The organism is Novosphingobium percolationis (genome assembly GCF_020179425.1).
GTDB classification, from domain to species: domain Bacteria; phylum Pseudomonadota; class Alphaproteobacteria; order Sphingomonadales; family Sphingomonadaceae; genus Novosphingobium; species Novosphingobium percolationis.
The window spans coordinates 114,866-139,049 of sequence record NZ_JAILYM010000007.1; the positions used below are offsets into that span (position 1 = coordinate 114,866).

The following is a 24,184-nucleotide window of genomic DNA, read 5'->3' on the forward strand; positions in this document are numbered from 1 at the left end:
CAATGGCGTGGCAATGGTCGCCGGGCGGGGGCAGACGTCAGCGCCGACAGGGACCGGCACGACGTGCTTCTGCCACGAACGCGAACGGCAGGCCATTGGCAATCCCTTGCGTCTCGATCTGGGCAAGGCGGGGATTCTCCAGCCGGATGCGCGTATGGCCATAGCCATTGCCGGGACAGACGTACTGGACGGTGACCGAAGCCTCGCCATCTTCGATGATAGTGCTGCGACACTGCAGGCCAGGATGACGCAACTGGATCAGCGTCCTTCCATTGCCAAGGCAGCGCCGGCTGCCGCCCCCTCCGCCGTCGCGCTGCCGCAATTCCCATTGGCCGGATTCGAACCGATCGAGCATGGCGAGGGATGGCGCCCCCGCCACGACGACGCCCCCCATCAGGGCGATGGCTGCCGCCAGCAGGCGCGCGGCGCGGACGAACTGAACTCTACCCATGGCGCGATCCGGGATCGGAACCGGCGTCCCCCTGACACCGGCGCTCCCTTCCTTTAGCGCGCATTCGTGCGGTTTTGAATTACCGCGATCAGGGGATGCTACACATTCTCGATGCGAAACACCTTCGAGCAGAAGGCGCAATCGACCAGGATTTCACCCTCGTCGTTGGCCATGTCGATGCGCTCCTCGGCCGGGAAGCGCCCGATCAGGTCGCGGTAATGTTCCAGCGTGCAGCGGCAGCCTCGCGACAGGAACGCACCCTTTTCGACCCGCACTTCACGCTCTTCGTGGAACAGCCGCCAGAGCAGCGATTCGAGACCCAGCCCCGGATCGGCCAGTTCCTCGCGGCGGACCGCGCCTCCCATGATCGAGACATGCTCCCATTCAGGATGATCGAGCCGGACATGCAGCCGCTCGCGGCCTTCCTCGCCCTCGGGCAGGTGCTGCAGCAACAGGCCGCCAGCGCAATGGTGTCCTTCTTCGTTGCCGAGGCCGACGCGAATCAGCGTCGGGACCTGCTCGGATTGCCAAAAGTAGCTTTCGCAGGCCTCGCTCAGCCGTTCGCCCTCCAGCGGCACGATCCCCTGATAGCGCTGGCCCGTGGCGGCAAGATCGAAGGTGATCGCAAGATATCCGTCGCCGAACAGCGAATGCAGGCTCGGGTTCGGCCCCAACTCGTCAAGCCGTGCCCGATCGTGCCGCACGTACCCGCGCAGTTCGCCATTGCGACAGTCGCACACCAGCAGTTCGACGACGCCGTCCTGGGTCTGCGCCTGCATGGTCAGTTGCCCATCGCCTTCCTTGAGTAGCGAACCGAGCAACGCCGTCAGCACAAGCGCCTCGGCCAAGAGGTTGCGGATCGGTGCGGGGTAGGCGTGGGCAGAAACGATCGTGTCCAGCACCGGCCCCAGCCGCACCATCCGCCCGCGCGCATCGCGGTCGGGGATGGTGAAGTGGAGCAGGCGGTCGAAGCCGGTATCGCCACCGGGCAGGTCGGTCGAACTCATGGCGCCCTCTAGATCTGCCCGAACACCCAGCGCAGTACCGACTTCTGCGCATGGATGCGGTTCTCCGCCTCGTCCCACACCACCGAGCGCGGCCCGTCGATCACCGCGTCGGTGACCTCCTCATTTCGGTGCGCGGGCAGGCAGTGAAGGAACAGCGCATCGGCCTTGGCCCTGACCATCAGCGCATCGTTGACCTGATAGGGCGCCATCGCCGCCAGCTTGGCCTCGGCGTGGGCCTGGCCCATCGAGATCCAGGTGTCGGTCACGACCACGTCGGCGCCGGCGACGGCTTCGGCCGCATCGCGGTGCAGGCTGATGCGCGCGCCGCCAGCTTCCGCCAGCGCGATGAAGCCTGCGTCGGACTCATAGCCCTCTGGCACGCCGATGCGGACATTGAACTTCATCAGCCCGGCCGCTTCGACGATCGAGTTCAGGACGTTGTTGCCGTCGCCCAGCCAGGCGACTTCAAGCCCAGGCAGCGCCTTGCCGTGCTCGATCACGGTCAGCAGGTCCGCCATGATCTGGCAGGGGTGCGACAGGTCGGTCAGCCCGTTGATCACCGGCACCGTCGCGTAATGCGCCAGTTCCTCGATCTTGGCGTGATCGTCGGTGCGCAACATGATCGCGTCGGCCATGCGGCTCAGCACGCGGGCGGTATCGGCGATGGTCTCGCCGCGGCCGAGCTGCGTGGTCCCAGAATCAAGGATGACGGCGCCGCCGCCCAGCTGGCGCATTGCGATGTCGAAGGACACGCGCGTGCGGGTCGAATTCTTCTCGAACACCATGGCCAGGACGTGGTCGGCCAGCGGCGCATCGGCATCGACGCGCCCCTTCGGCTGGCCATCGCGCGCGCGCTTGCGGTCGATCGCATCGGCAAGAATCGCGGCGACCCCGTCGCCACCCGCGTCGGCAAGGTTGAGGAAGTGCCGGGTGCTCATGTGGCAGGACCTTCGGGATTGTAGCTGGCGGCGGCAGCCGAGAGCTTATCCATGAATTCGTCGATTTCAGCGTCACCGATGACCAGCGGCGGCAGGACACGAAAGGTCGTGTCGCCAGCAGCAACGGTCAGCAACTGGTGGTTGTCGCGCATGTGCGCCACGAACGCACGCGGCTCGACCTTCATCTTCACGCCCAGCATCAAGCCCCGACCGCGCACCAGTTCGAACAAGTCCGGATAGTTGCCGATGAACTGCTCGAGCCGACCGCGCAGGCGTTCCCCCTTCGCGGTGACATCGGCCAGGAATTCGGGATTGGCGACCACGTCGAGCACGGCCTCGCCCGCGGCCATTGCCAGCGGGTTGCCACCATAGGTGCTGCCGTGCGTGCCGATCACCATGCCGCGCGCCGCCTTTTCGGTGGCGAGGCAGGCCCCCATCGGGAAGCCACCGCCGATGCCCTTGGCCGTGGCCATGATATCCGGCACGACACCGTACTGCTCGTAGGCATAAAGCGTGCCGGTGCGGGCAACGCCGCACTGTACTTCGTCGAAGATCAGCATCAGGTCATGCTCGTCGCACAGCGCGCGCAGGCCCTTGAGGAATTCGTCCGAAGCGTCACGGATGCCGCCTTCGCCCTGGATCGGTTCGACCAGGAAGCCCGCCGTATTTGGGCCGATCGCGGCGCGCGCGCCGTCGAGATCGTCGAAGTCGACGTATTTGAAGCCCTGCAGCAAGGGCAGGAACCCCTTGTGCATCTTTTCCTGATTCGACGCGCTGATCGTCGCCATCGTGCGCCCGTGGAAGGCGTTCTTGAAGGTGATCAGCTCGTACTTGTCGTCGTGGCCGACGTGGCTGTGGTAGGCGCGCGCGGTCTTGATCGCGCACTCCACTGCCTCCGCGCCCGAATTGGTGAAGAACACCGTATCCGCGAAGGTCAGATCGACCAGCCGCTGCGCCAGGTGCTCGCCTTGGGGGCTGCCATAGAGGTTGGAGACGTGCATCAGCGTCACCGTCTGCCGCTGGATCGCGCCGATCAGATGCTCGTTCGAATGGCCGAGCAGGTTCACCGCGATGCCGCTGGCGAAATCGAGATAGCGCGTGCCGTCTTCGGAAATCAGGTGGCAATGTTCGCCTCGCACCGGACGCACGCCGCACCGGGGGTACACGGGCATCAGCGGGGTGATCGACATGGACATCTCCTGTTTTCGCGAATCGGTCCGGCCGCCTACCTTGGGCCGGGGTCCGGGATGGGATCGGGAATCGCAAACGACAAATGGCGGCCCCGGAAGGGCCGCCATCTGTGCACGTTTAGGCTTTTGCAGGCCCCCGGTCAAACCGACCAAGGGGCGATGCGATCGGGATCAACCCTGGACGGGCACCAGGTTGACCGCCGAGTGCTTGCCTCGTCGATCGACCTCGAGGTCGAACTCAAGCTTGTCGCCCTCGTTCAACTCGCGCAGGCCCGAACGCTCGACAGCGCTGATGTGCACGAATGCGTCCGGCTGGCCGTCATCGCGGGTGATGAAGCCGAAGCCCTTCATCGCGTTGAAGAACTTGACCGTGCCGGTCGCCTTCTCGCCGGTCAGCTGACGCTGCGGCGCGGCGGGCTTGGCCGCCACTTCGATCACGTCGCCCACGACCTGAAGGTCGGCAGCCGAGATCTTGCCGCCGCGATCGACCAGGTTGAATTCGAGCTGCTGCCCTTCGGCCAGGCCTTCAAGACCGGCACGTTCGACCGCGCTGATGTGGACGAACACGTCCTCACCACCGTCTTCACGCTGGATGAAGCCGAAGCCCTTCTGGCCGTTGAAGAACTTGACGACACCCTTGCCGGTGCCGACCACCTGGGCAGGCATGCCACCGCCGCGCGGGCCGCCGAAGCCGCCACCACCGCCGCCGCCACGGGGACCGCCAAAGCCGCCGCCGCCACCGCCGCCGAAGCCGCCACGGTCGCCGCCGCCGAAACCACCACGGTCGCCGCCGCCGAAACCACCGCGACCGCCGCCGCCGCCAAAGCCGCCGCGGTCAAACCCGCCGCCGAAGCCGCCGCCGCCGCCACCGCCGTAGGGATCAAAACCTTCGTCGCCGAAACCGTCGCGCTTGTCGCGTCCGCGACCCCGCCGCCCTCTGTCAAAACCCATAGAAACCAATAAACCTTCGTTCCGGCCTGCTTTCCCGGCGCCGCAGGCCGGACACGGATGCCGGCGGCACGACAAAGAATCACGCCAGCGCCAGGCCAGCCCTCTCCATTGCGATCGTGACTATAACCCACAAAAAGCCCCAGCGCGAACGGAATCATCGAAAATACGCGCAAAGGGTGCGAAATACTTTGACATTTGATCGTACCCCGGTCTCGCCTTGCCCTTGCTGCCGCGTTTCGCCACAGTCGAAGCCATGGACATAGTTGCGCTTCTTGCCGATCCGGCCGCCTGGGCCGCCTTCGTCACCCTCGTGCTGCTCGAGATCGTGCTCGGCATCGACAATCTCGTGTTCATCGCGATCCTCTCGAACAAGCTGCCGCCCGAACAGCAGCAGAAGGCGCGGCGAATCGGGCTCATGCTGGCGCTCGGCTTGCGGCTGGGCCTGCTCACCCTGATCGGCTGGATCGTGACGCTCCAAGCGCCCCTGATCGACCTCGGCATCTCGGGTGCTCCCGGTGCGCATGGCGAACCCTCGTTCGAGACGGCCTTTTCGGGCCGCGACCTGATCCTCATTGCAGGCGGCCTGTTCCTGTTGTGGAAGGCGACCAAGGAAATCCATCATGCCATCGATCCCGAGCCGAGCGGCGAACTGCTGGACCACAAGGGTCATGGCGGCGGCGCAAGTGGCGCGGGCAAGGCGGTTGCCGCCAACTTCGGCGCCACGATCGCCCAGATCATCGCTCTCGATCTCGTCTTCTCGATCGATTCGATCCTCACGGCCGTCGGCATGACCGACGAGATCGCGATCATGATCGCAGCCGTCGTCACCACCGTCTCGCTGATGATGGTCGCGGCCGATCCGCTGGCGAAGTTCATCGAGAAGAACCCCACGCTGGTCATGCTGGCGCTCTCGTTCCTTGTGATGATCGGCCTCGTGCTGCTCGCCGACGGGTTCGGACTCCACATTCCCAAGGGATACATCTACGCGGCGATGGGCTTCTCGGTGTTCGTCGAGATGCTCAACATCGTCGGTCGCAACCGGCGCGAAAGACGCCGCGCCGCGACCGCCGACTGAGAAGGAAAGCAGCATGTTCCGCAAGATCGACGACAAGACGTACGCCAGCCCCCAGATCACGGTGGCCGACGTGGCCGAGGCCAAGGCGCTGGGCGTCGTCCTGATCGTCAACAACCGCCCCGAAGGCGAGGCCGACGACCAGACGCCGGGCGCCGAGATCGAAGCCGCGGCCCGCGCCGCAGGCATCGCCTATGTCGCCATTCCCGTCGGCCACGCCGGGTTCTCGCTGCCGCAGGTGGAGGCGCTCGACGCAGCGCTGGCCGCAGCGGGCGACGCGCCGGTGCTCGCCTATTGCCGTTCGGGCACACGCTCGACGCTGCTCTGGGCGCTGACCCAGGCCAAGCGCGGCATGGCGCCCGACGAAATCGCCACGCGCGCCGCGGGTGCAGGATACGACATCGCGCCGATCCGCGCCCAGGTCGACATGCTCGCCGCCAACGGCTGATCCGTTCTCGGGAAGGGGCACGATGCAGACGGGGGGCTTCAACCTCATCGCGCTGGCGGTGCAGGCAGCACTGTCGTTGGCGGCGATTCTGTCGATCTGGTGGATCGCGCGGGCCATGAAGCTCGGCGGTGACAACCGCATCCATGATGCAGACCACGCGCGCGCGCTGGCCGAGGAAGCGATCTGCGGCTTCGATCCGGTGGATGTGGCGCTGGACCGCGCGCGGATCGGGGCGCTGGTGCGCAGCGCCGACGGGCGCGTGCTGCTGCTGCGCCGCCACGGCAGCCACTTCGCCGCGCGCCTGCTCAGTTCGCACGCCGGGATCCGGCTCGATCGCCAGTTCCTGACCATCGCCACGACAGATCGGCGCTTTGGCGCCATAACGCTCGATCTGGGCCCTCAGGCGCAGATCTGGGCTGCCAGCCTGCGGCGCCTCGGAGCTTCCGCATGAAGCCGCTGGACCATCCGGTGGACGTCGTCGTCTATGCGATCCCGTTCTTCATCCTCGCCATCGTGCTGGAGATGATCTGGGCCGGACGACGTCGCCCCGACGCCTATGAGCCAGCAGACACGCTGGCCAGTCTCGCGCTCGGGCTTGGAAGCACGATCGCAGGCGCGCTGACGGCGGGGCTGGTCTATGCCGCCGCGACATGGCTTTACGCGCATCGCATCGCCACTGTGCCGTGGGCATGGTGGGCGTGGATCGCCTGCTTCCTGCTCGACGACTTCAACTACTATTGGGCGCACCGCACCGGCCACCGCGTGCGCTGGTTCTGGGCCGCCCACGTCAACCATCATTCCAGCCAGCACTACAACCTGTCGACCGCGCTGCGCCAGACCTGGACTGGCTTCATTGCGCTATCCTTCGCCTTCCGGATCTGGCCCGCGCTGCTGGGCTTTCCGCCCGCGATGATCGTCACGGTCGGCGCGGTGAACCTCGTCTACCAGTTCTGGATCCACACCGAGGCGGTGGGCCGCATGCCGCGCTGGTGCGAAGCCGTGTTCAACACGCCCTCGCACCACCGCGTCCACCACGCCACCAACCCGCTCTATCTGGACCGCAACTATGCGGGCGTGCTGATCGTGTGGGACCGCCTGTTCGGCAGCTTCCAGCCGGAACTCGACGAAAGCGAGCCCGGTCTCGGCCGCATCCGCTATGGCATCGTGCGGCAACTGGGCAGCTTTCACCTGCTCAACGCCGCGTTCCATGAATGGGCGGCCATGCTGCGCGACTTCGCCACCGCGCCGTTCCGGCACAAGCTGTCGTATCTCGTGCGCGAACCCGGCTGGAGCCATGATGGCAGCCGCGAAAGCTCGGATGCGATCCGCGCGCGCTGGCGCGAACGGCGCGATCCGGCGGACTAACCGCCAGCCTTGCGTCGCCGTGTCTCCCAGCCCTTCGTCGCCACTGCGGAGCGTTGTTCGGCGCTTTGCGGGGCTGCGCCTTTGCGGCCACCCCGATGCGAGGCGGCCCGATCGTTCTTGCGACCCCGGCCAGAACCCGACTTCCTGCCACCGCCGTCCTGCTTGTTGACCGTTGCCCAGGCCCGGCGCTCGGCTTCGTCCCTGCCGACGCCGCGCTCCTCGTATCCTTCCTCGATATGTGCGGCCTTGCGCTTCTGCTTGTCGGTATAGGCGTCCTTGTCTCCGCGCGGCATGGCACTTCTCCCTCGATCGCAATGGCGAAGGAGCGCGTCAACCGCGCCGAAAGTTCCCGCCTCAGCCGCGCGAAAGCGCGGCAAAGCGCGCGGCGGCGACGAAGGCAGCGTGCCGACGCTCTCGTCGCTCCATCGCTTCTTCGTCGCGGCCCCAAAGTTCGACCTGCCAGTCTTCCTCGAGATTCGCGGCATTCCACAGCGCGTCCAGATCGGCGTCAGGCAGGATTGCCTCGACCCCGATCACCAGCGAAGCGGCAAGGCTGGTGGTGTTGCGCAAGGCCGCCAGCGCGAAGGCGTCGAGCCCCTCGATTACCATCCGCAGCGCCGCAATGGTCTCCTCGGGCTGGGGCTGGTGCATGATCCCTGCCACGCGGCGGAAGCACACGCCATGGCGCGCCTCGACAGCTTCGAGCAAGGGCTCCCACACCGCGTGCTGGCGGGCGGCAAGTGGCTCGTCCGGTTCGGCGCGATAGCACAGCGTGTCCGTCTCGACGTAAGGCATCAGTTCGACAATCGCCCGCGCCCGGTCGGGAGCCACGACATCGAGCGCATAGTCAGCCATGTCGCGCAGGATGAAGCGTGCCGGGTCGATCTCCTCGCGCTGCCCTGCCCATTCCGCCGCCAACGCCTCGGCCAGCGTCGCCGTCGGCACCACTTGCGGGCTGCCTGCCACCGTGCGGATGCCACGACCGTCGAGCATGACCCTAAACCCCTCGCCTTCCCCGGCGACGGTCACTTCCTTGTAGAAACGCTTCATCAGTCCCTGCTTTTCCACCGCCGTGCAAGAAGAGGCGGCACGAAGAAGAATTCTGCCATGCCGGCCAGCAGCAGCGGATAGCCTGCCATCTTGGGCACGGCCTGCAGCCAGCCGACATTGCCCGACATCACCAGCACACCCATCAGCGCCAGCACCGCGCCCGAAAGCCGCACCGCCTGCAACATGGCGAAGCGGCTCGCCGCCGGATCGCGCCCGCTCATTCCATGCCCCGCAGCAGCGCGCGCAGCTCGGCCATCGAGGTGGCGACGGCTTCGGCGCCTGCCTCCACCAGTTCCTCGGGATCGTGGTAGCCCCAGTCGACCCCGAAAGCCCGCACACCCGCATTGACCGCCATGGCCATGTCATAGGCGGTATCGCCAATCATCGCCGTCGCCGCCCGATCCGCTCCCGTGGCATCGAGGCAGGCCTCGACCATGCTCGGATGCGGCTTGGAAGGATGGCGGTCCGCCGTCTGCAGCGTGATGAAATGCCCGGTCAGCCCATGCGTGGCAAGGCAGTGCGCCAGCCCCCGATCGCTCTTGCCCGTGGCGACGCCCAGCAGCCAGCCATCGGCGACAAGTTCCTCGATCAGCGCGGCAATGCCTTCGTAGAGCGGCTCGGCCACCGATCCCGCCTCGCGCCGGGCGCGGAACGCGTCCTTGTAGTGCTGCGTCAGCGCGGCGTGGTCGTCGTGCGCGCCATCAGGATGGAGCTGCCGCATCGCCTCGTGCAGCGACAGCCCGACGACCCGCCGCGTCGCGTTGCGTTCAGGCGCGGCAAGTCCGTGCGCGCCGAAAGCCGCGTCCATCGCTGCGCAGATATCGGCCTGGCTATCGACCAGCGTGCCGTCACAATCGAAGATCGCCAATCGCACGGTCACGTTCCCAGCCTCCGCATCAGTTCCGCGATCGCGGGCGATCCCTCCGCCTCAAGCCATGCCGCCACCTGCGCCCGGTCGTCGGCGGACTTGTTCTGCGACAGCTTGAAGGTCGGACGCCACGCCTGCACTTCCATCTCGAAGCCCGTGATCGCATCCATCATGCGCGAAAGCGCAACCTCGGGCAGCTTGTCCATCGTCCACGGCTGGCCTTCGGCAATCCGCCCCTCCTGCCGGACGGACAGCCCCTCCAGCAACGCGCGCAATCCCTCGCGCCCCATACGGCGCACGCGGCCTTCCAGTTCGAGCGCGACGTAGTTCCACGTCGGGACCTGGGCGGCATCTGCGTACCAGCGCGGGCTGACATAGCCGTCCGGTCCATTGACCACGACCAGCGCGGTCCCGCCGTCCAGATGCCGCGTCAGCGCATTGCCGCGCGCAAGGTGGAACTGCACGGCCCCGTCGCCGGTCGACAGCAACGGGGTATGCGCCACGCGCGGCCCATCGGGCGTCGTGGCGAAGACCATGCCGAAGCCGATCTCCTCCACCAGCGCCTCGTGCAATGCGCGGTCGGCGTTTCGGAAGGCCGGGTTGGGATGCATCAGGCCTTAGGGCCGAGCGGCTTCCTGGGGCTGGCCGGCTTCCTCGGGCCCGAAGGACGCGCGACCGGCTTGCCCGCAGGCTTCGTCCCCGCCTTTGCCACAGGCCTTGCCCCCGGCTTGCCCGCAGGCGCCGCCGCACGCTTGCCAGTGGGCTTGCGCGCCGTGCCGCCGCCGCCATCGGCGCGCTTGCGGCGCTCGCCCCGGCGTTCCTTGCGGTATTCCTTGGCGTGCGCCTTGGCCGCGCGCTTCTGCATGTCCTTTTCGGGCACCAGCTTGATCGGTTCGAGCGGCAGGTCGCCCTCTTCCTCGTGGAAGCCCAGGCTTGCCATGCTCGCGGCAAAGTGGTCCGGCAAAGGCGCGATCACGTCGATCAGGTCGCCTTCGGGGTGTTCTATGCGCAGCCTGCGCGCGTGCAGGTGCATCTTGCGGCTGATCGAGCCGGTCAGGAACGCCGCCTGCCCGCCGTATTTGCCATCGCCCACGATCGGATGGCCGATCGCGGCCATGTGCACGCGCAGCTGGTGGGTGCGCCCGGTCAGCGGTTGCAATTCCACCCAGCTCGCTGCGTTGCCCGCGCGGCTGATGATGCGATAGCGGGTGCGGGCGCTCTGCCCCTCGCCGCTTTCGTCGACCATCATCTTCTCGCCGCCCGTTCCCGGCTGCTTGGCCAGGGGCAGTTCGATCAGCCCGTCCTTCACGTCGGGCACGCCGGTCACGAGCGCCCAATAGATCTTGCGCGCGGTCCGCCCAGAAAAACGCTTGGAAAAGAACGCCGCACTGCCCGCCGAACGCGCGATCAGCAGCACGCCCGAGGTATCCTTGTCGAGCCGATGGACGAGGCGCGGGCGCGGCTCGTCCTCGCCGACAAAGGCGTCGAGCAACCCGTCGACGTGTTCATAGGTGCCGCTTCCGCCCTGCGTGGCAAGGCCCGGCGGCTTGTTCAGGATGATCGCGGCGCGGTCCTTTTCCAGCACCATCGATTCGGCGAGCGCGATCTGCTCCTCGGTCAGCGGCTTGCGCTTGCGCACGCCCTTGCCGCCCACGGGCAGCGCGCCGCCCGGCGGCACGCGCAGCACCTGGCCCGATTCCAGTCGGGTGTCGACATCGGCGCGCTTGCCATCGACGCGGATCTGCCCCGTGCGCGCCCAGCGCGAAACCGTGGCGAAGCCCACTTGCGGAAGGTGACGCTTGAACCAGCGGTCGAGCCGCGCGCCCGCGTCGTCCTTGTTGATAGTGAACTGGCGAACTTCGCTGTCGTCTTTCGGATTCATGTTGCGGCCCTCATAACGAAAAGGCCCAGGAACAGGCCGCCGACGCCTGCCACCAGCGAGCCGAGCGCGTATGTCGCGGCGAGCCCCATCAGACCGCGTTCGATCAGCAGTGCCGTTTCAAGGCTGAACGAGGAGAACGTGGTGAAGCCCCCCAGCACGCCGACCGCCAGCAACAGCCGCCACGCTTCGCCACCGCCATGACGCGCCAGCCATCCGGCCAGCAGGCCCATCGCCAGCGAGCCTGCAACATTGATCGAAAAGGTGCCCCATGGAAATGCCGCATTGGGGCCTGTGAGGGCGAGGACCATACGGCCCATTTGAAAACGCAGCACCGCGCCGGTCGCGCCGCCCAAGGCGACAAGACCGCTGGCCTGCCAGGAAGAAGTCGATATCATCGACCGGCCCTTAGCCGCTCGGGGCGGCAAATGCACGAGTTTGCTTGCCTTTGCCGGGTAGAATCGCTATCGGCGCGCCGGTTCGGGCCAGTCCCTTGCGGATTCGGCCCGTTTGATCATTCCCGGAATTGGGGACGACTCCCGCGCTTTTACATGGCGGGCTCTGGTCCAAAGCTGATTGAGGTATAGCGGTTTATGCAGATTCTCGTTCGCGATAACAACGTCGACCAGGCCCTTCGTGCGCTCAAGAAGAAGCTGCAGCGCGAAGGCGTTTATCGCGAAATGAAGCTGCGTCGCCACTACGAGAAGCCCTCGGAAAAGCGCGCTCGCGAAAAGGCTGCCGCCGTGCGCCGCGCCCGCAAGCTGGAGCGCAAGCGCGCCGAACGCGACGGCGCGAAGTAAGACTGCCGGGGGAGAGGCCACCCTCTCCCTTCTGGCCTCTTGCCGTGCGGCCCTTGCTGGGCCAAGAGGGCGCCGTCGAAAGCGGCGCCCTTTTGCATATCCGGGCCTTGTCCATGGCCTGCGAGGCGAATCAGCGCCGATCTTGTAAGCATTTCGGGGTTCACCCCAGAGGGGAAGAAATGTCGGAAATCACTCGCGTTCCGCTGCAGCCTGTTGCCAAGGGCTCGCTCACCAGGATCTGGCTGGGCGTTGCGCTCGCGGTCGCGCTGGGTTCGGCCGCCGCCGTCGCCACGCGCTATCACGGGCTGGTGGTCGAAACGGTCAAGGCCGGGCAAGGCGCGATGCCGACGTCTGCCGATGTCGTGCTGGTCAACTACGTCGGCCGCCTCGCCAGCGGCAAGGAATTCGATCGTGGTGAAAAGGCCGTCATGCCGGTCGAAGGCGTGATCCCCGGCTTTGCCAAGGGCCTGCAGCAGATGCAGCGCGGCGGCAAATACCGGATCGAGATCCCCGCCAGCCAGGCCTATGGCGCGAACGAGCAGAAGAGCCCGGCCACCGGCGAAGTGGTGATCCCGGCCAACAGCGACCTCGTGTTCGAAGTCGAATTGCTCGATTTCAAGAGCGCGGCCGAGATCGAGCGCCAGCGCCAGATGATCCAGCAGATGCAGCAGCAGATGGGTGGACAGGGCATGCCCGACATGCCCCACGGCGCACCGAAGCCCTGATCGCCTGCCACAACGGGCTGCATCGCGGCCCGCTGCTTGAAGATCGCCGCGCGCCTGTGCTAGCGCGCGGCGTTCCTTTTTCCGGCTTTGGAAAGGCTTGTTTCCCATGTCCGTAGACACCGCCACGGTGGCGAAGATCGCCTCGCTGGCCCGCATCAAGGTCACCGATTCGGATCTCGAGGCCATGGTGCCCGAACTGAACGGCATCCTCGCCTGGGTCGAACAACTCGGCGAAGTCGATGTTACCGGAATCGAGCCGATGACCGCCGTCATCCCCAACACGCTGCGCCTGCGCGATGACGTGGTGAACGCCGATCCGCTGACCGGCGGCGGCATCCGCGACCAGGTGCTCGCCAACGCTCCCGCTGCCGAACACGGCTTCTTCGGCGTGCCCAAGGTGATCGAATAATGACTGATCTGACCGATCTCGGCGTCGCCGCCATTCGCGATGGCGTCGCCAGCGGCGAATTCACCGCCACCGAAGTCGCGACCGCGTTCAACACGGCGGTGGCCGAAGCGCAGGACGCGCTCAACGCCTTCATCGTGACCACGCCCGACGCCGCGCTCGCGGCCGCCGCGAAAATCGACGCCGATCGTGCGGCAAGCAAACCGCTGGGCAAGATGGCGGGCGTTCCCATCGGCATGAAGGATCTCTTCGCGACCCGGGGCGTGCAGACCACCGCCGCTTCGAAGATCCTCGAAGGCTTCAAGCCAGAATACGAATCGACCGTTTCGCAGAAGCTGTGGGACGCGGGCGCGGGCATGCTGGGCAAGCTCAACCTCGACCAGTTCGCGATGGGCTCTTCGAACGAGACCAGCGCGTTCGGCAACGTGATTTCGCCCTGGCGGCGCCCGGATGACACTGCCCCGCTCGCCCCCGGTGGCTCGTCGGGCGGCTCCTCCGCTGCGGTCGCCGCGCGTCTTGCGCCTGCCGCGACCGGCACCGACACCGGCGGCTCGATCCGCCAGCCCGCTGCGTTCACCGGCATTTCGGGCATCAAGCCGACTTATGGCCGCTGCTCGCGCTGGGGCGTGGTCGCCTTCGCCTCGTCGCTCGATCAGGCAGGCCCGATGGCGCGCGACGTCACCGACTGCGCGATCATGCTCGAAGCCATGGCCGGGTTCGATCCCAAGGACGCCACCAGCCTCGACCTGCCCGTGCCCGAATGGACCGCCGCCCTGTCGGCCGACCTGCGCGGCAAGAAGGTTGGCATTCCGCGCGAATACCGGCTCGATGGCATGGACGCCGACGTCGCCCGCGCGTGGGACGAAGGCATCGCCTGGCTCAAGGAAGCTGGCGCAGAGATCGTCGACATCTCGCTGCCGCATACCAAGTATGCGCTGCCGACCTACTACATCATCGCCCCGGCAGAAGCTTCGTCGAACCTCGCACGCTACGATGGCGTGCGCTATGGCCTGCGCGACCTGCCTGACGGCGCAGGGCTTCAGGACATGTACGCCGCCACCCGCGCGGCAGGCTTCGGCCCGGAAGTGAAGCGCCGCATCCTGATCGGCACTTACGTGCTCTCGGCCGGCTTCTACGATGCCTACTACACGCAGGCGCAGAAGGTCCGCACGCTCATCAGCCACGATTTCACCAACGCCTTCACGCAATGCGACGTGATCCTGGCGCCGACGGCCCCCACCGCCGCCTTCGCGCTCGGCGAAAACAGCGACGATCCGCTGGCGATGTACCTGAACGACGTGTTCTCGGTGCCCGCCAGCCTTGCCGGGCTGCCCGCGATGTCGGTGCCTGCGGGCCTCGATCGCAACGGGTTGCCGCTCGGGCTGCAGATCATCGGCAAGGCATTCGACGAGCAGGGCGTGCTGAATGCTGGTCTTGCCATCGAACAACGCGCCGCGTTCACCGCTCGCCCGGCACGGTGGTGGTGAGTTGGGCGACCCTCGCAAAGAGACCTAACCTGACGGTAAGTATGGAATTATAACCAAAGATAGTTATATATGGCCCCAACGATATGAGTTGGGGTGATCATGGTTGCGCAGGAATGGATTGATCCGCCCGGTCTGGATGCGCCGCCGCGCGGCATGCCGCATCCGATCCGCGCGACACTGCCGCAACCTGCGCCGGCCGAGAGTGCCGTTGGGCGCATGTGGCGCCGTCTGCGTGCCTCGGTCGCGCTGAACTTCAGCGATGCGGTGCGACTGGGGCCTGCGGTGCTGCTGCGACACTTCGGGCGGTTTTCCGCCCAGCCGATCCAGACCGTCCACCTGCGCGGCCACGGCCCGATCGAGATCCGCCGCCACGAAAGCGATCTTTCCGTGCTGCGCGAGGTGTTCGGCGAGCGCGCTTACGACATGGCCCGCCACCCCCACCTCGCCGCGCGCCTCGATCGGCGATACCGCGCCATTCTCGCTGCGGGCCGTCGTCCGGTCGTACTCGATTGCGGCGCCAACATCGGCGCTGCCACTATCGCCTTCGCCGAAACCTGGCCCCGTGCCGCCTTCGTCGCCATCGAGCCCGACCCCGGCAATGCCGCCATGGCGCGGCGGAACCTTGTCGGCACACCCAATCACCTCCTGCTCGAAGCAGCGATCGGCAGCGTGCCCGGCCATGCCGCGCTGTCCAACGATGGCGACGGCTTTGCCTGGGGCGTCCGCACAACCCGCGCACAGACAGGCGTGCCGATCGTCACCATAGAGCAGGCGCTGGCCCATGTGCCCGACGGCGAGCCCTTCGCCTGCAAGATCGACATCGAAGGCTTCGAGGAGGACCTCTTCGCCCGCGATACCGGCTGGATCGACCGGTTCGAGATCGTCATGGTCGAACCGCACGACTGGCTATTCCCGGGCCGCCGCAGTTCGCGCCACCTCCAGCGCGCCATGGCCGAACGCGGCATGGAGATGATCGTGCAGGGCCATTCGATCTTCTACCTCAGGCCCTGAAGCCCCTGGGGGCCTGCTCGCGCGTTGCCGCCTGCGCCCCGCGGTGATAGCACTGCGGCCCATGAGACTTTCCAAACCCGCCGTGTCCGGGTGCGACGCGTGACCGAAGGTCGTCCCAAATTCCGCGTGCTCGATTCCTGGCGCGGGCTTGCCGCGCTCGCCGTCGCCGTCAACCATCTGCACGGCACGGCGTTCTTCCTGTCGGGCACACTCCACCGCAACCTGTCGTTCGCGGTCGACTTCTTCTTCGTCCTTTCCGGCTTCGTCATCGCCGCGAGCTATGGCCGCCGCCTGTCCGACGGCTTCGGCCTGTGGCGCTTCATGGGCTTGCGCCTGGGACGCGTGTGGCCGCTCCACGCCACGCTCGTGCTGGCCTACCTCGCGCTGGAAACCGCGTTCTGGCTCAAGACAGGCGGCGGCACGGGCGAGAACCTTGGCGTCCTGTCCGGACGCGTGCCCTTCACCGGCCCGCGCGAACTGGCCACGCTGCCTGTCTCGCTGTTCCTGCTGCAGGCCTGGCTCTATCCGTGGCGCGATCTGTGGAACGCGCAAAGCTGGTCGATCTCGGTCGAAGTGGGCCTCTACCTTGGCATCGCCCTGCTGTGGAAAGCGCTGGGACCGCGCGCCTATGCCGTGGCCATCCCGGCTGCCTTTGCCGCGCTGGGGCTGCTGCTGGTCGGGTCCGATGCTATTTCCGACCAGATCCTGCGCGGCATCGGCGGGTTCGGTCTGGGCCTTGGCTGCTGGCTGCTCCATGACCGCTGCGGGCGCACCTTTGGCACCCTGCCCGGCCCCCTGATGGCACTGCTCGAACTGGCCGCCTTGCCCGTGCTGCTTGCCGCCGCCGCGGCCGACTGGCCCTACCTCGCAATGGATCTTCTGTTCGGCGCGACGCTTCTGCTGTTTGCGGGCGAGCGCGGGCCGGTCAGCCGCCTGCTGTTGACCGCACCGCTGGTCTGGCTCGGCACGCTTTCCTATGGTCTCTACATGGTTCACGGACTGGTGTTCGGGCGCGTGCTCGACGTGATCGGGATCGTCCAGACCCGGCTGGGCGCGACCTGGGTTTCGGCCCATCTCGGCGGCGAAGACCTGATCCTGCTGCCCGCGCTCCCGACGCTGGCGCTGTGCATCGTCATGATCGGCACCGCCCTGCTCGCCGCATGGATCGGCTGGCGGCTGGTCGAAGATCCGGCCCGCCGCTGGTCGCGCCGGCTGCTGCTTGCCCCCGTTCCCGCCCCGCGCGTGACTTGACCCCTTTTCACGCGCCGCTTCGCGCCCTATCGGGCACAGCATGAGCGAATATCGTATCCAGGGCGCCACCGGCGAATGGGAGGTCGTGATCGGCCTCGAAGTCCACGCGCAGGTCACTTCCAACGCCAAGCTCTTTTCGGGCGCGGCGACCGCGTTCGGGGCCGAGCCGAACGCGCAGGTCAGCCTTGTCGACGCGGCGATGCCGGGGATGCTGCCGGTGCCCAACCGCGAATGCATCCGCCAGGCGGTGCGCACGGGCATGGCGATCAACGCGCAGATCAACAAGTGGTCGCGCTTCGACCGCAAGAACTACTTCTACGCCGATCTTCCGCAGGGTTATCAGATCAGCCAGCTCTACCACCCGCTGGTCGGCGAAGGCAGCCTCGAGGTGCAGGTCGACGAGAAGAACCCCGAATCGACCAAGACCATCGGCATCGAGCGCATCCACGTCGAACAGGACGCGGGCAAGCTGATGCACGACCAGCACCCGACGATGTCCTACGTCGATCTCAACCGCTCGGGCGTGGCGCTGATGGAGATCGTCAGCCGCCCTGACATGCGCAGCCCCGCCGAAGCCGGCGCCTACCTTGCCAAGCTGCGCCAGATCGTCCGCTATGTCGGCTCGTGCGATGGCAACATGGACCAGGGCTCGATGCGCGCCGACGTCAACGTCTCGGTGCGCCGCCCGGGCGAGCCGTTCGGCACCCGCACCGAGACCAAGAACGTCAACTCGGTCCGCTTCGTGATGGCCGTGGTCGAACAGGAAGCCAAGCGTCAGGTCGGCGTGATCGAGGACGGCGGCAAGATCGTGCAGGAAACGCGCCTCTACGATCCCGACCGCAACGAGACCCGCTCGATGCGCAGCAAGGAAGACGCGCACGATTACCGCTACTTCCCCGACCCCGACCTGCTGCCGCTGGTGCTGGATGATGCTTTCCTCGACGAATGCCGCGCCAGCCTGCCCGAATTGCCCGACGCCAAGCGCCACCGCTATGAAACCGCGCTCGGCCTGTCGGCCTACAACGCAAACGCCCTGACCGCCGATGTCGAAACGGCGCGTCAGTTCGAGGAACTGCTGGCTTCGGTCGCCAGCGCCGCGGGCAAGGCAGATGCCGACGTTGCCAAGCGGGTCGCCAACTGGCTGCTGTCGGAACGCCCTGGCATCCTCAACGCCCACGCGCTTCCGGCCGACCACGCCAAGAACTCGCTCGAAGCCAACACCGCCATCGTCGTGGCGACCGAAGCGGGCGTGATCTCGGGCAGCAAGGCCAAGGAAATCTTCGAGAGTCACCTGACCAGCGACATCGACCTTGCCGCCGAAATCGACAGCAACAAGCAGACCACCGACACCGGCGCGATCGAAGCCGCCGTCGATGCCGTGCTGGCCGCCAATGCCGACAAGGTGGAACAGTATCGCGGCGGCAAGGAAGCCCTGTTCGGCTTCTTCGTCGGTCAGACGATGAAGGCCATGGCTGGCAAGGGTAACCCGCAGCTGGTCAACCAGGTGCTGAAGGCAAAGCTGGGGTAAGCATTCAGGACCGATACCGCGCCATTTTTCAAACGCTTGCGGTTTGGGGATGGCGCTTCGTCGGTTGCGATGGGAAGGCGCGGATCACTCCGCCACCTTCACCTGCTCCACCGCCAGCCCCAGCCCTTGCAGTTGCGGGCGGATGCTTTTCGCATCGCCCACCACCACCCAGACCAGCCGCCCCGCGTCGACCTTGCTCCGGATCGCAGCGTCCAGGTCTGTCGCGGTCAGCGTGCGATAGCGTTCGGGCAGGCGCGCGTAGAAATCGTCGGGCCGCCCCAGCCGCACGATCTTGGCTACAGCCTCCAGCAGCGATGGTGTGGTTTCGAGCATTCCTGGCAACTTGCGCGCGTTGCTCGCGCTCGCCAGGTCCAGTTCGGCCGCCGTCGTGCCCTTCCGGTTCAAGTAGTCGACCAGATCGCCGCGCATCGCCGCCACCGCCGCGCCTGCCTTGTCGGCCTGAACGGGGGCGACCATCAGGAACGCCCGTGCGTCGGCGCGGTCGTTGAGGCCGCTGTAGACGCCGTAGGACCAGCCTTTCGTCTCGCGCAGGTCGGTGTTGAGCCGCGACAGGAAATCGCCGCCGATCACGTCGTTGGCCGTCTCCAGCGCCACCGTATCGTCCGCGCCTTTCACCGCGATCGGTTCGCCCGCCATGATCATGGCTTGCGGCATTCCCGGCCGGTCGACCAGCAACACCCGCGATTGCGCGACAGGCAACGCCTGCGGGAACGCCTTGGTCGGTGCGGCCTCGGCGGGCGCGCGCCAATCGCCAAAGCTTGCTTCGAGCAGGCGCGTCACCGCGGCCAGCGTGGTATCGCCCACCACGATCACCTGCGCGCGGTCGGGCCGCAGCCAGCGGCGGTGGTACGCGGCGAGGTCATCGCGCGACAGCTTCGCCACGACAACCGCCTCACCCGTGCCCGATGGCGCGCGGCCATAGGGATGGCCGGGACCGTACAGCGCCGGGTACAACACCCGGCTCGCCAATCCCTGCGGGTCGCTTGCCTCGCCTGCGATCGCGGTCAGCTGCTGCGCGCGCACGCGCTCCAGCTCCGCCGGGGCGAGCGCCGGGTTGCGCACGTAATCGGCCAGCAGGTCGAGCGAAGGCGCGAGGTTCGTCTCCATCGCGTCCAACTGGAACGAGGTCGTATCTGCACTGGCAGAGCCATTGATCTGCGCACCCAGCCGCTCGCGCTGGCGGGCAAGTTCGGTCGATGACCGCGTCGTCGTCCCCTCGTCCATCAGTTGCAGCAGCAGCGCGCCGGTGCCCGCGGCATCGGCCGGATCGGCGGCATAGCCTGCATCGAACTCCATCCGCACCGAGACCGTCGGCACCGCCGTGCGGCGCGCAAAGGCAACTTTCATGCCGTTGGACAAGGTCGCGCGCTCGATCACCGGGAAGTCCAGCGCATCGACCGCGCCGGCAGGTGGCAGTTTCGTCCGGTCCACTGGATCGACGAAAGCCGTCATCGGCGGCATCGTCCTGACCTTGCGGGCCGCCTTGGGAAGCGGCGGCAGGCCGTCGCCGCCGCGCTGCTCGCCTCCGCCCTCGCGCACGCCGGGCGCCACGGTCAACGCGAAGGCCGGGCGGGCGAGCCAGCGCCGCGCGGCATCGCGCACGTCGGCGGGCGTCAGCGCGGCGGCGCGCTTCAGCTCGGCTTCGACATAGGCGGGATCGCCCGAGAACAGCAGGCCCTCGGCCAGCGACTGCGACTTGCCGCCTTCGCCGCCCACCGATTCGAGCGCGCGGATCTGCCCGCTCGCCACCACCGTCAGCGCGCGCGTCATCTCGTCCGGGCTTGGCCCCTCGGCCAGCAACCGGGCGAGTTCGGCATCGAGCGCCGCGCCTGCCGCCGCCGGGTCGGCCCCCGGCTTGACGTCGGCCTGCACGAAGAACTGCCCACCCTGCGCGAACACCTGCGCGCCCGCGCTCACCGCCACGGCCAGCTGCTTCTCGCGCACCAGCGCATCATCCAGCCGCGAGCTGGACAGCCCGCCCAGGATCACGCCCGCCACCTGCAACGGCAGATAATCGGGCTGGTCGTACCCCGGCACCGCCCACATCCGGTAAAGCCGGGTCGTCGGCACCTGATCATGGATCGTGCGCGCGACGGGTGCGGGCAGCGTCGGCACCGGCACGGCCACGGGCTGGACCTTCGGGCCCGTCGGGATCGGCCCGAACCACCGTTCAGCCTTGGCCCGCGCGGTTGCCACGTCGATGTCGCCCGACAGCACCAGCACCGCGTTGTTCGGGGCATAATGGTCGATGAACCAGCCCTTCACGTCGGCCAGCGAAGCAGCATCGAGGTCCGCCATCGAGCCGATGGTCGAATGGCGATATGGGTGCCCCGCCGGGTACAGCGTTTCCAGCATCTCGTAGTCGACCAGCCCGAACGGATCGTTGTCGCGCTGGCGCTTCTCGTTCTGCACCACCGCGCGCTGCGCATCGAGCCGCTTCTGCGTCATCGCCTGCAGCAGATAGCCCATGCGATCGCTTTCCATCATCAGCGCCCGGTCGAGCGCCGGGGTCGGCACCGTCTCGTAATAGTTGGTGCGATCGAACCAGGTCGTCCCGTTCATGTCGGTCGCGCCCGCCTGGGTGAGCGGCTGGAAAAAATCGCCCGGCACGTGGCGCGTGCCATAGAACATCAGGTGTTCGAACAGGTGGGCAAAGCCGGTCTTGCCCTGCGGTTCGTGCTTCGAGCCCACGCCATACCACACCGCCACGCCCACCACCGGCGCCTTGCGGTCGGTGTGGACCAGCACCGTCAGCCCGTTGGCCAGCGTGAACCGCTCATAAGGCAGCTTCACCGCCGCGACGAGGTCGGAGAGCGGCGCGGCCCTTGGCGCCTCGGCAACTGGCGGCGGGGGCGCAGCCACCGGCAGCGGCGAGGTGGGCCCGACGGCGCAGGCGGTGAGCGCGAGGGCGAGCAGCGAGGTGGCGAACGAGTGGGAGATGCGCATGGGCCGGGATGCTAACCGTCCCCCGTACGAAAACCAATGAACCATCGGCAATTTTCGATGCACGTGCTTGCACGCTGCGCCGCACGGGTACATTTTTGATCTACGTCCTTGTGTTGCCAAAACGCAACACTACTTCTGGATCCAGCAGGAGGACACATACCCCATGAACCTCGAGAAATTCACCGACCGCGCCAAGGGTTTCCTTCAGGCCGCCCAGACCGTCGCCATCCGCATGAACCACCAGCGGATCACCCCTGACCACGTGCTCAAGGCCCTGCTGGAAGACGGCGAGGGCATGGCCAGCGGGCTGATCCAGCGCGCCGGTGGCAACGCCGCCTTCGCGCAGAGCGAGGTGGACAAGGCGCTGGCCAAGGTTCCGGCCGTGTCGGGATCCGGCGCGCAACAGACGCCCGGCCTCGACAACGACGCGGTGCGCGTGCTCGACCAGGCCGAACAGATCGCCACCAAGAGCGGCGACAGCTTCGTGACCGTCGAACGTATGCTCGTGGCCCTCGCGCTCGCCACCACCACCACAGCAGGGCAGGCGCTCAAGGCTGCCAACGTCACCCCGCAGGCGCTCGAAGCCGCGATCACCGCGCTGCGTGGTGGCCGCACAGCGGACAGCGCGGGCGCGGAAAACGCCTATGAAGCGATGAAGAAGTACGCCCGCGACCTTACCCAGGCCGCGCGCGACGGCAAGCTCGATCCGGTCATTGGCCGCGACGAGGAAATCCGCCGCACCGTGCAGATCCTCGCCCGCCGCACCAAGAACAACCCGGCGCTGATCGGCGAACCAGGCGTGGGCAAGACCGCGATCGCCGAAGGCCTCGCGCTGCGCATCGCCAATGGCGACGTGCCCGACAGTCTCAAGGACCGCCGCCTGATGGCGCTCGACATGGGCGCGCTGATCGCGGGCGCGAAGTACCGGGGCGAGTTCGAGGAGCGGCTCAAGGCCGTGCTCGACGAGGTCAAGGGCGCCGAGGGTGAGATCGTGCTGTTCATCGACGAGATGCACACCCTGATCGGGGCGGGCAAAGGCGAAGGCGCGATGGATGCCTCCAACCTGCTGAAGCCCGCGCTCGCGCGCGGCGAACTGCACTGCATCGGCGCGACCACGCTCGACGAATACCAGAAGTATGTCGAGAAGGACCCCGCGCTCCAGCGCCGGTTCCAGCCGGTATTCGTGGGTGAACCGACGGTCGAGGATACCATCTCGATCCTGCGCGGCATCAAGGACAAGTACGAGCTGCACCACGGCGTGCGCATCGCCGACAACGCCATCGTGGCCGCGGCGACGCTGTCGAACCGCTACATCTCTGACCGCTTCCTGCCCGACAAGGCGATCGACCTGATGGACGAGGCCGCCAGCCGCATCCGCATGGAAGTGGAAAGCAAGCCCGAGGAGATCGAGAAGCTCGACCGCCGCATCATCCAGATGAAGATCGAGGAGATGGCGCTCGCCAAGGAGACCGACCAGGCCTCGAAGGACCGGCTTGCCACCTTGCGCGAAGATCTGGCCAACATCGAACAGCAGTCCGCGGAACTGACCACGCGCTGGCAGAACGAGCGCGACAAGATCGCGGCCGAGGGCAAGGTCAAGGAGCAGCTCGACGCCGCGCGCGTCGAACTGGAGCAGGCGCAGCGCAATGGCGATTTCGCCAAGGCGGGTGAGCTGACCTATGGCCGCATCCCCGATCTCGAACGCCAGCTCGAAGAAGCGCAAGGCGTCAGCCAGAATGCGATGCTGCGCGAGGAAGTCACGGCCGAGGACATCGCCGCCGTCGTCAGCAAGTGGACCGGCGTGCCCGTCGACCGCATGATGGAAGGCGAGCGCGAGAAGCTGCTCGCCATGGAAACCGAACTCGGCAAGCGGGTGATCGGGCAGAAGGACGCGGTGCTCGCCGTGTCCAAGGCGGTGCGCCGCGCGCGCGCCGGCTTGCAGGACCCGAACCGTCCGCTCGGCAGCTTCCTGTTCCTCGGCCCCACGGGTGTCGGCAAAACCGAGCTGACCAAGGCGCTGGCGGGTTTCCTGTTCGACGACGACAACGCGATGGTGCGCATCGACATGAGCGAGTTCATGGAAAAGCACGCCGTCAGCCGCCTGATCGGCGCCCCTCCGGGCTATGTCGGCTATGACGAAGGCGGCGTGCTGACCGAAGCCGTGCGGCGCAGGCCCTACCAGGTCGTGCTGTTCGACGAGGTGGAAAAGGCGCACCAGGACGTGTTCAACGTCCTGTTGCAGGTGCTCGACGATGGCCGCCTGACCGATGGCCAGGGCCGCGTGGTCGACTTCACCAACACGCTGATCATCCTGACCAGCAACCTCGGCAGCCAGTACCTCGCCAATCTGGAAGAAGGGCAGGACGTGGAAAGCGTCGAGCCGCAGGTGATGGACGTGGTGCGCGGGCACTTCCGGCCGGAATTCCTCAACCGTCTGGACGAGATCATCCTGTTCCATCGTCTGGGGCAGGATCACATGGCCCCGATCGTCGACATCCAGGTGGCGCGCGTGGCCAAGCTGCTCAAGGATCGCAAGATCTCCATCGACCTGACCGATGCCGCCAAGCGCTGGCTGGGCCGGGTCGGCTACGATCCGGTCTATGGCGCGCGGCCGCTGAAGCGAGCGGTACAGCGCTACCTGCAGGACCCGCTGGCCGAGCGCCTGCTGGCGGGCGAAATCCCCGACGGCAGCACCGTCAGCATCGACGAAGGCGATGGCGCGCTGACCTTCATCGTCGCCTGATCGACAGGCTCCGGAAGGGGTCACGCCCTTCCGGAGCCGGTCCCGTC

25 protein-coding genes are annotated in these 24,184 nt (G+C 66.9%); 12 read left to right on the forward strand and 13 right to left on the reverse strand.

All coding sequences use genetic code 11. The features are described from left to right. Positions 1-37 precede the first annotated feature (37 nt). The 5 genes from K3A84_RS17155 to K3A84_RS20565 all read right to left on the reverse strand — a co-directional run bounded on the left by K3A84_RS17155 (position 38) and on the right by K3A84_RS20565 (position 4,537). Positions 38-451: a hypothetical protein gene (locus K3A84_RS17155; RefSeq protein WP_225010656.1), complete on the reverse strand. Its 414-nt coding sequence runs from the start codon at positions 449-451 to the stop codon at positions 38-40. 98 nt (positions 452-549) lie between these two features. After that, a complete protein-coding gene (gene hslO, locus K3A84_RS17160) occupies positions 550-1,458 on the reverse strand; it encodes an Hsp33 family molecular chaperone HslO (protein WP_225010658.1) in 909 nt (302 codons plus the stop codon). Between the two features lie 8 nt (positions 1,459-1,466). Further along, on the reverse strand, positions 1,467-2,396 hold the full coding sequence (argF, locus tag K3A84_RS17165) for an ornithine carbamoyltransferase (RefSeq protein WP_225010660.1): 930 nt from the start codon (positions 2,394-2,396) through the stop codon (positions 1,467-1,469). Beyond that, positions 2,393-3,586, reverse strand: coding sequence for an aspartate aminotransferase family protein (locus tag K3A84_RS17170; RefSeq protein ID WP_225010661.1), 1,194 nt, complete (start codon positions 3,584-3,586; stop codon positions 2,393-2,395). Before K3A84_RS17170 ends, argF begins: the two co-directional genes overlap by 4 nt. Before the next feature lie 171 nt (positions 3,587-3,757). Then, positions 3,758-4,537 (reverse strand): cold-shock protein, encoded by a 780-nt coding sequence (locus K3A84_RS20565; RefSeq protein WP_318248325.1) that lies wholly within the window; start codon positions 4,535-4,537, stop codon positions 3,758-3,760. A gap of 253 nt (positions 4,538-4,790) precedes the next feature. Here K3A84_RS20565 and K3A84_RS17185 point away from each other — a divergent pair, with 253 nt between their 5' ends. Genes K3A84_RS17185 through K3A84_RS17200 form a run of 4 tightly spaced genes read left to right on the forward strand, consistent with a single transcriptional unit; the run spans position 4,791 to position 7,422 of the window. Next, positions 4,791-5,612 (forward strand): TerC family protein, encoded by an 822-nt coding sequence (locus K3A84_RS17185; protein ID WP_225010663.1) that lies wholly within the window; start codon positions 4,791-4,793, stop codon positions 5,610-5,612. A gap of 13 nt (positions 5,613-5,625) precedes the next feature. Continuing rightward, a complete protein-coding gene (locus tag K3A84_RS17190; protein ID WP_225010674.1) occupies positions 5,626-6,057 on the forward strand; it encodes a TIGR01244 family sulfur transferase in 432 nt (143 codons plus the stop codon). 22 nt (positions 6,058-6,079) lie between these two features. After that, positions 6,080-6,508, forward strand: coding sequence for a hypothetical protein (locus K3A84_RS17195; protein ID WP_225010676.1), 429 nt, complete (start codon positions 6,080-6,082; stop codon positions 6,506-6,508). Further along, the gene (locus tag K3A84_RS17200) at positions 6,505-7,422 is read left to right on the forward strand and encodes a sterol desaturase family protein (protein ID WP_225010678.1); all 918 of its coding nucleotides are present in this window, start codon (positions 6,505-6,507) and stop codon (positions 7,420-7,422) included. Before K3A84_RS17195 ends, K3A84_RS17200 begins: the two co-directional genes overlap by 4 nt. Here K3A84_RS17200 and K3A84_RS17205 read toward each other — a convergent pair. From K3A84_RS17205 to crcB, 7 genes are all read right to left on the reverse strand, one after another. After that, on the reverse strand, positions 7,419-7,715 hold the full coding sequence (locus K3A84_RS17205; RefSeq protein ID WP_225010680.1) for a plasmid stabilization protein: 297 nt from the start codon (positions 7,713-7,715) through the stop codon (positions 7,419-7,421). The genes K3A84_RS17200 and K3A84_RS17205 overlap by 4 nt on opposite strands. A 61-nt stretch (positions 7,716-7,776) precedes the next feature. Then, entirely contained in the window at positions 7,777-8,472 is a 696-nt protein-coding gene (locus K3A84_RS17210) for an ATP12 family protein (RefSeq protein ID WP_225010682.1), read from the reverse strand. Next, on the reverse strand, positions 8,472-8,693 hold the full coding sequence (locus tag K3A84_RS17215; RefSeq protein ID WP_225010684.1) for a hypothetical protein: 222 nt from the start codon (positions 8,691-8,693) through the stop codon (positions 8,472-8,474). The genes K3A84_RS17210 and K3A84_RS17215 overlap by 1 nt, the downstream gene beginning before the upstream one ends. Then, positions 8,690-9,352 (reverse strand): HAD-IA family hydrolase, encoded by a 663-nt coding sequence (locus K3A84_RS17220; RefSeq protein WP_225010686.1) that lies wholly within the window; start codon positions 9,350-9,352, stop codon positions 8,690-8,692. The genes K3A84_RS17215 and K3A84_RS17220 overlap by 4 nt, the downstream gene beginning before the upstream one ends. Further along, positions 9,349-9,951, reverse strand: coding sequence for an FMN-binding negative transcriptional regulator (locus K3A84_RS17225; protein WP_225010688.1), 603 nt, complete (start codon positions 9,949-9,951; stop codon positions 9,349-9,351). Before K3A84_RS17225 ends, K3A84_RS17220 begins: the two co-directional genes overlap by 4 nt. Beyond that, positions 9,951-11,222, reverse strand: a complete 1,272-nt coding sequence (locus tag K3A84_RS17230; RefSeq protein ID WP_225010689.1) for an RluA family pseudouridine synthase — start codon at positions 11,220-11,222, stop codon at positions 9,951-9,953. Before K3A84_RS17230 ends, K3A84_RS17225 begins: the two co-directional genes overlap by 1 nt. Beyond that, positions 11,219-11,617, reverse strand: coding sequence for a fluoride efflux transporter CrcB (crcB, locus tag K3A84_RS17235; protein ID WP_225010690.1), 399 nt, complete (start codon positions 11,615-11,617; stop codon positions 11,219-11,221). The genes K3A84_RS17230 and crcB overlap by 4 nt, the downstream gene beginning before the upstream one ends. Positions 11,618-11,812: 195 nt before the next feature. Here crcB and rpsU point away from each other — a divergent pair, with 195 nt between their 5' ends. From rpsU to gatB, 7 genes are all read left to right on the forward strand, one after another. After that, on the forward strand, positions 11,813-12,019 hold the full coding sequence (gene rpsU, locus K3A84_RS17240; protein ID WP_008070684.1) for a 30S ribosomal protein S21: 207 nt from the start codon (positions 11,813-11,815) through the stop codon (positions 12,017-12,019). Positions 12,020-12,198: 179 nt separating this feature from the next. After that, positions 12,199-12,744 carry an FKBP-type peptidyl-prolyl cis-trans isomerase gene (locus K3A84_RS17245; RefSeq protein ID WP_225010691.1) on the forward strand — a complete coding sequence of 182 codons (546 nt, stop codon included), beginning with the start codon at positions 12,199-12,201 and terminating at the stop codon, positions 12,742-12,744. 106 nt (positions 12,745-12,850) lie between these two features. After that, positions 12,851-13,153, forward strand: a complete 303-nt coding sequence (gatC, locus tag K3A84_RS17250; protein ID WP_225010692.1) for an Asp-tRNA(Asn)/Glu-tRNA(Gln) amidotransferase subunit GatC — start codon at positions 12,851-12,853, stop codon at positions 13,151-13,153. Next, positions 13,153-14,637: an Asp-tRNA(Asn)/Glu-tRNA(Gln) amidotransferase subunit GatA gene (gene gatA, locus K3A84_RS17255; RefSeq protein ID WP_225010693.1), complete on the forward strand. Its 1,485-nt coding sequence runs from the start codon at positions 13,153-13,155 to the stop codon at positions 14,635-14,637. Before gatC ends, gatA begins: the two co-directional genes overlap by 1 nt. A 153-nt stretch (positions 14,638-14,790) precedes the next feature. Then, positions 14,791-15,648 (forward strand): FkbM family methyltransferase, encoded by an 858-nt coding sequence (locus K3A84_RS17260; RefSeq protein WP_225010694.1) that lies wholly within the window; start codon positions 14,791-14,793, stop codon positions 15,646-15,648. A 99-nt stretch (positions 15,649-15,747) separates the two neighbouring features. Next, a complete protein-coding gene (locus K3A84_RS17265) occupies positions 15,748-16,899 on the forward strand; it encodes an acyltransferase family protein (protein ID WP_225010695.1) in 1,152 nt (383 codons plus the stop codon). Between the two features lie 40 nt (positions 16,900-16,939). Beyond that, on the forward strand, positions 16,940-18,427 hold the full coding sequence (gene gatB, locus K3A84_RS17270) for an Asp-tRNA(Asn)/Glu-tRNA(Gln) amidotransferase subunit GatB (protein ID WP_225010696.1): 1,488 nt from the start codon (positions 16,940-16,942) through the stop codon (positions 18,425-18,427). Positions 18,428-18,511: 84 nt separating this feature from the next. Here gatB and K3A84_RS17275 read toward each other — a convergent pair whose 3' ends face one another. After that, positions 18,512-21,394: a M16 family metallopeptidase gene (locus K3A84_RS17275; RefSeq protein WP_225010698.1), complete on the reverse strand. Its 2,883-nt coding sequence runs from the start codon at positions 21,392-21,394 to the stop codon at positions 18,512-18,514. A gap of 163 nt (positions 21,395-21,557) precedes the next feature. Between K3A84_RS17275 and clpB the strand changes: the two genes are divergently transcribed. Further along, the gene (clpB, locus tag K3A84_RS17280; RefSeq protein WP_225010700.1) at positions 21,558-24,137 is read left to right on the forward strand and encodes an ATP-dependent chaperone ClpB; all 2,580 of its coding nucleotides are present in this window, start codon (positions 21,558-21,560) and stop codon (positions 24,135-24,137) included. Positions 24,138-24,184: the final 47 nt, after the last annotated feature.

What these genes read in the sequence shown, in the direction of transcription:
- K3A84_RS17195 (WP_225010676.1), top strand. Translation starts at nt 6,080, where the DNA reads ATGCAGACGGGGGGCTTCAACCTCATCGCGCTGGCGGTGCAGGCAGCA.
- K3A84_RS17210 (WP_225010682.1), bottom strand. Translation starts at nt 8,472, where the DNA reads ATGAAGCGTTTCTACAAGGAAGTGACCGTCGCCGGGGAAGGCGAGGGG.
- gatA (WP_225010693.1), top strand. Translation starts at nt 13,153, where the DNA reads ATGACTGATCTGACCGATCTCGGCGTCGCCGCCATTCGCGATGGCGTC.
- K3A84_RS20565 (WP_318248325.1), bottom strand. Translation starts at nt 4,537, where the DNA reads ATGGGTTTTGACAGAGGGCGGCGGGGTCGCGGACGCGACAAGCGCGAC.
- K3A84_RS17230 (WP_225010689.1), bottom strand. Translation starts at nt 11,222, where the DNA reads ATGAATCCGAAAGACGACAGCGAAGTTCGCCAGTTCACTATCAACAAG.
- K3A84_RS17225 (WP_225010688.1), bottom strand. Translation starts at nt 9,951, where the DNA reads ATGCATCCCAACCCGGCCTTCCGAAACGCCGACCGCGCATTGCACGAG.
- K3A84_RS17275 (WP_225010698.1), bottom strand. Translation starts at nt 21,394, where the DNA reads ATGCGCATCTCCCACTCGTTCGCCACCTCGCTGCTCGCCCTCGCGCTC.
- argF (WP_225010660.1), bottom strand. Translation starts at nt 2,396, where the DNA reads ATGAGCACCCGGCACTTCCTCAACCTTGCCGACGCGGGTGGCGACGGG.
- K3A84_RS17190 (WP_225010674.1), top strand. Translation starts at nt 5,626, where the DNA reads ATGTTCCGCAAGATCGACGACAAGACGTACGCCAGCCCCCAGATCACG.
- clpB (WP_225010700.1), top strand. Translation starts at nt 21,558, where the DNA reads ATGAACCTCGAGAAATTCACCGACCGCGCCAAGGGTTTCCTTCAGGCC.
- K3A84_RS17215 (WP_225010684.1), bottom strand. Translation starts at nt 8,693, where the DNA reads ATGAGCGGGCGCGATCCGGCGGCGAGCCGCTTCGCCATGTTGCAGGCG.
- hslO (WP_225010658.1), bottom strand. Translation starts at nt 1,458, where the DNA reads ATGAGTTCGACCGACCTGCCCGGTGGCGATACCGGCTTCGACCGCCTG.
- gatB (WP_225010696.1), top strand. Translation starts at nt 16,940, where the DNA reads ATGAGCGAATATCGTATCCAGGGCGCCACCGGCGAATGGGAGGTCGTG.
- K3A84_RS17245 (WP_225010691.1), top strand. Translation starts at nt 12,199, where the DNA reads ATGTCGGAAATCACTCGCGTTCCGCTGCAGCCTGTTGCCAAGGGCTCG.
- crcB (WP_225010690.1), bottom strand. Translation starts at nt 11,617, where the DNA reads ATGATATCGACTTCTTCCTGGCAGGCCAGCGGTCTTGTCGCCTTGGGC.
- K3A84_RS17170 (WP_225010661.1), bottom strand. Translation starts at nt 3,586, where the DNA reads ATGTCGATCACCCCGCTGATGCCCGTGTACCCCCGGTGCGGCGTGCGT.
- K3A84_RS17155 (WP_225010656.1), bottom strand. Translation starts at nt 451, where the DNA reads ATGGGTAGAGTTCAGTTCGTCCGCGCCGCGCGCCTGCTGGCGGCAGCC.
- K3A84_RS17260 (WP_225010694.1), top strand. Translation starts at nt 14,791, where the DNA reads ATGCCGCATCCGATCCGCGCGACACTGCCGCAACCTGCGCCGGCCGAG.
- rpsU (WP_008070684.1), top strand. Translation starts at nt 11,813, where the DNA reads ATGCAGATTCTCGTTCGCGATAACAACGTCGACCAGGCCCTTCGTGCG.
- K3A84_RS17185 (WP_225010663.1), top strand. Translation starts at nt 4,791, where the DNA reads ATGGACATAGTTGCGCTTCTTGCCGATCCGGCCGCCTGGGCCGCCTTC.
- K3A84_RS17200 (WP_225010678.1), top strand. Translation starts at nt 6,505, where the DNA reads ATGAAGCCGCTGGACCATCCGGTGGACGTCGTCGTCTATGCGATCCCG.
- K3A84_RS17205 (WP_225010680.1), bottom strand. Translation starts at nt 7,715, where the DNA reads ATGCCGCGCGGAGACAAGGACGCCTATACCGACAAGCAGAAGCGCAAG.
- gatC (WP_225010692.1), top strand. Translation starts at nt 12,851, where the DNA reads ATGTCCGTAGACACCGCCACGGTGGCGAAGATCGCCTCGCTGGCCCGC.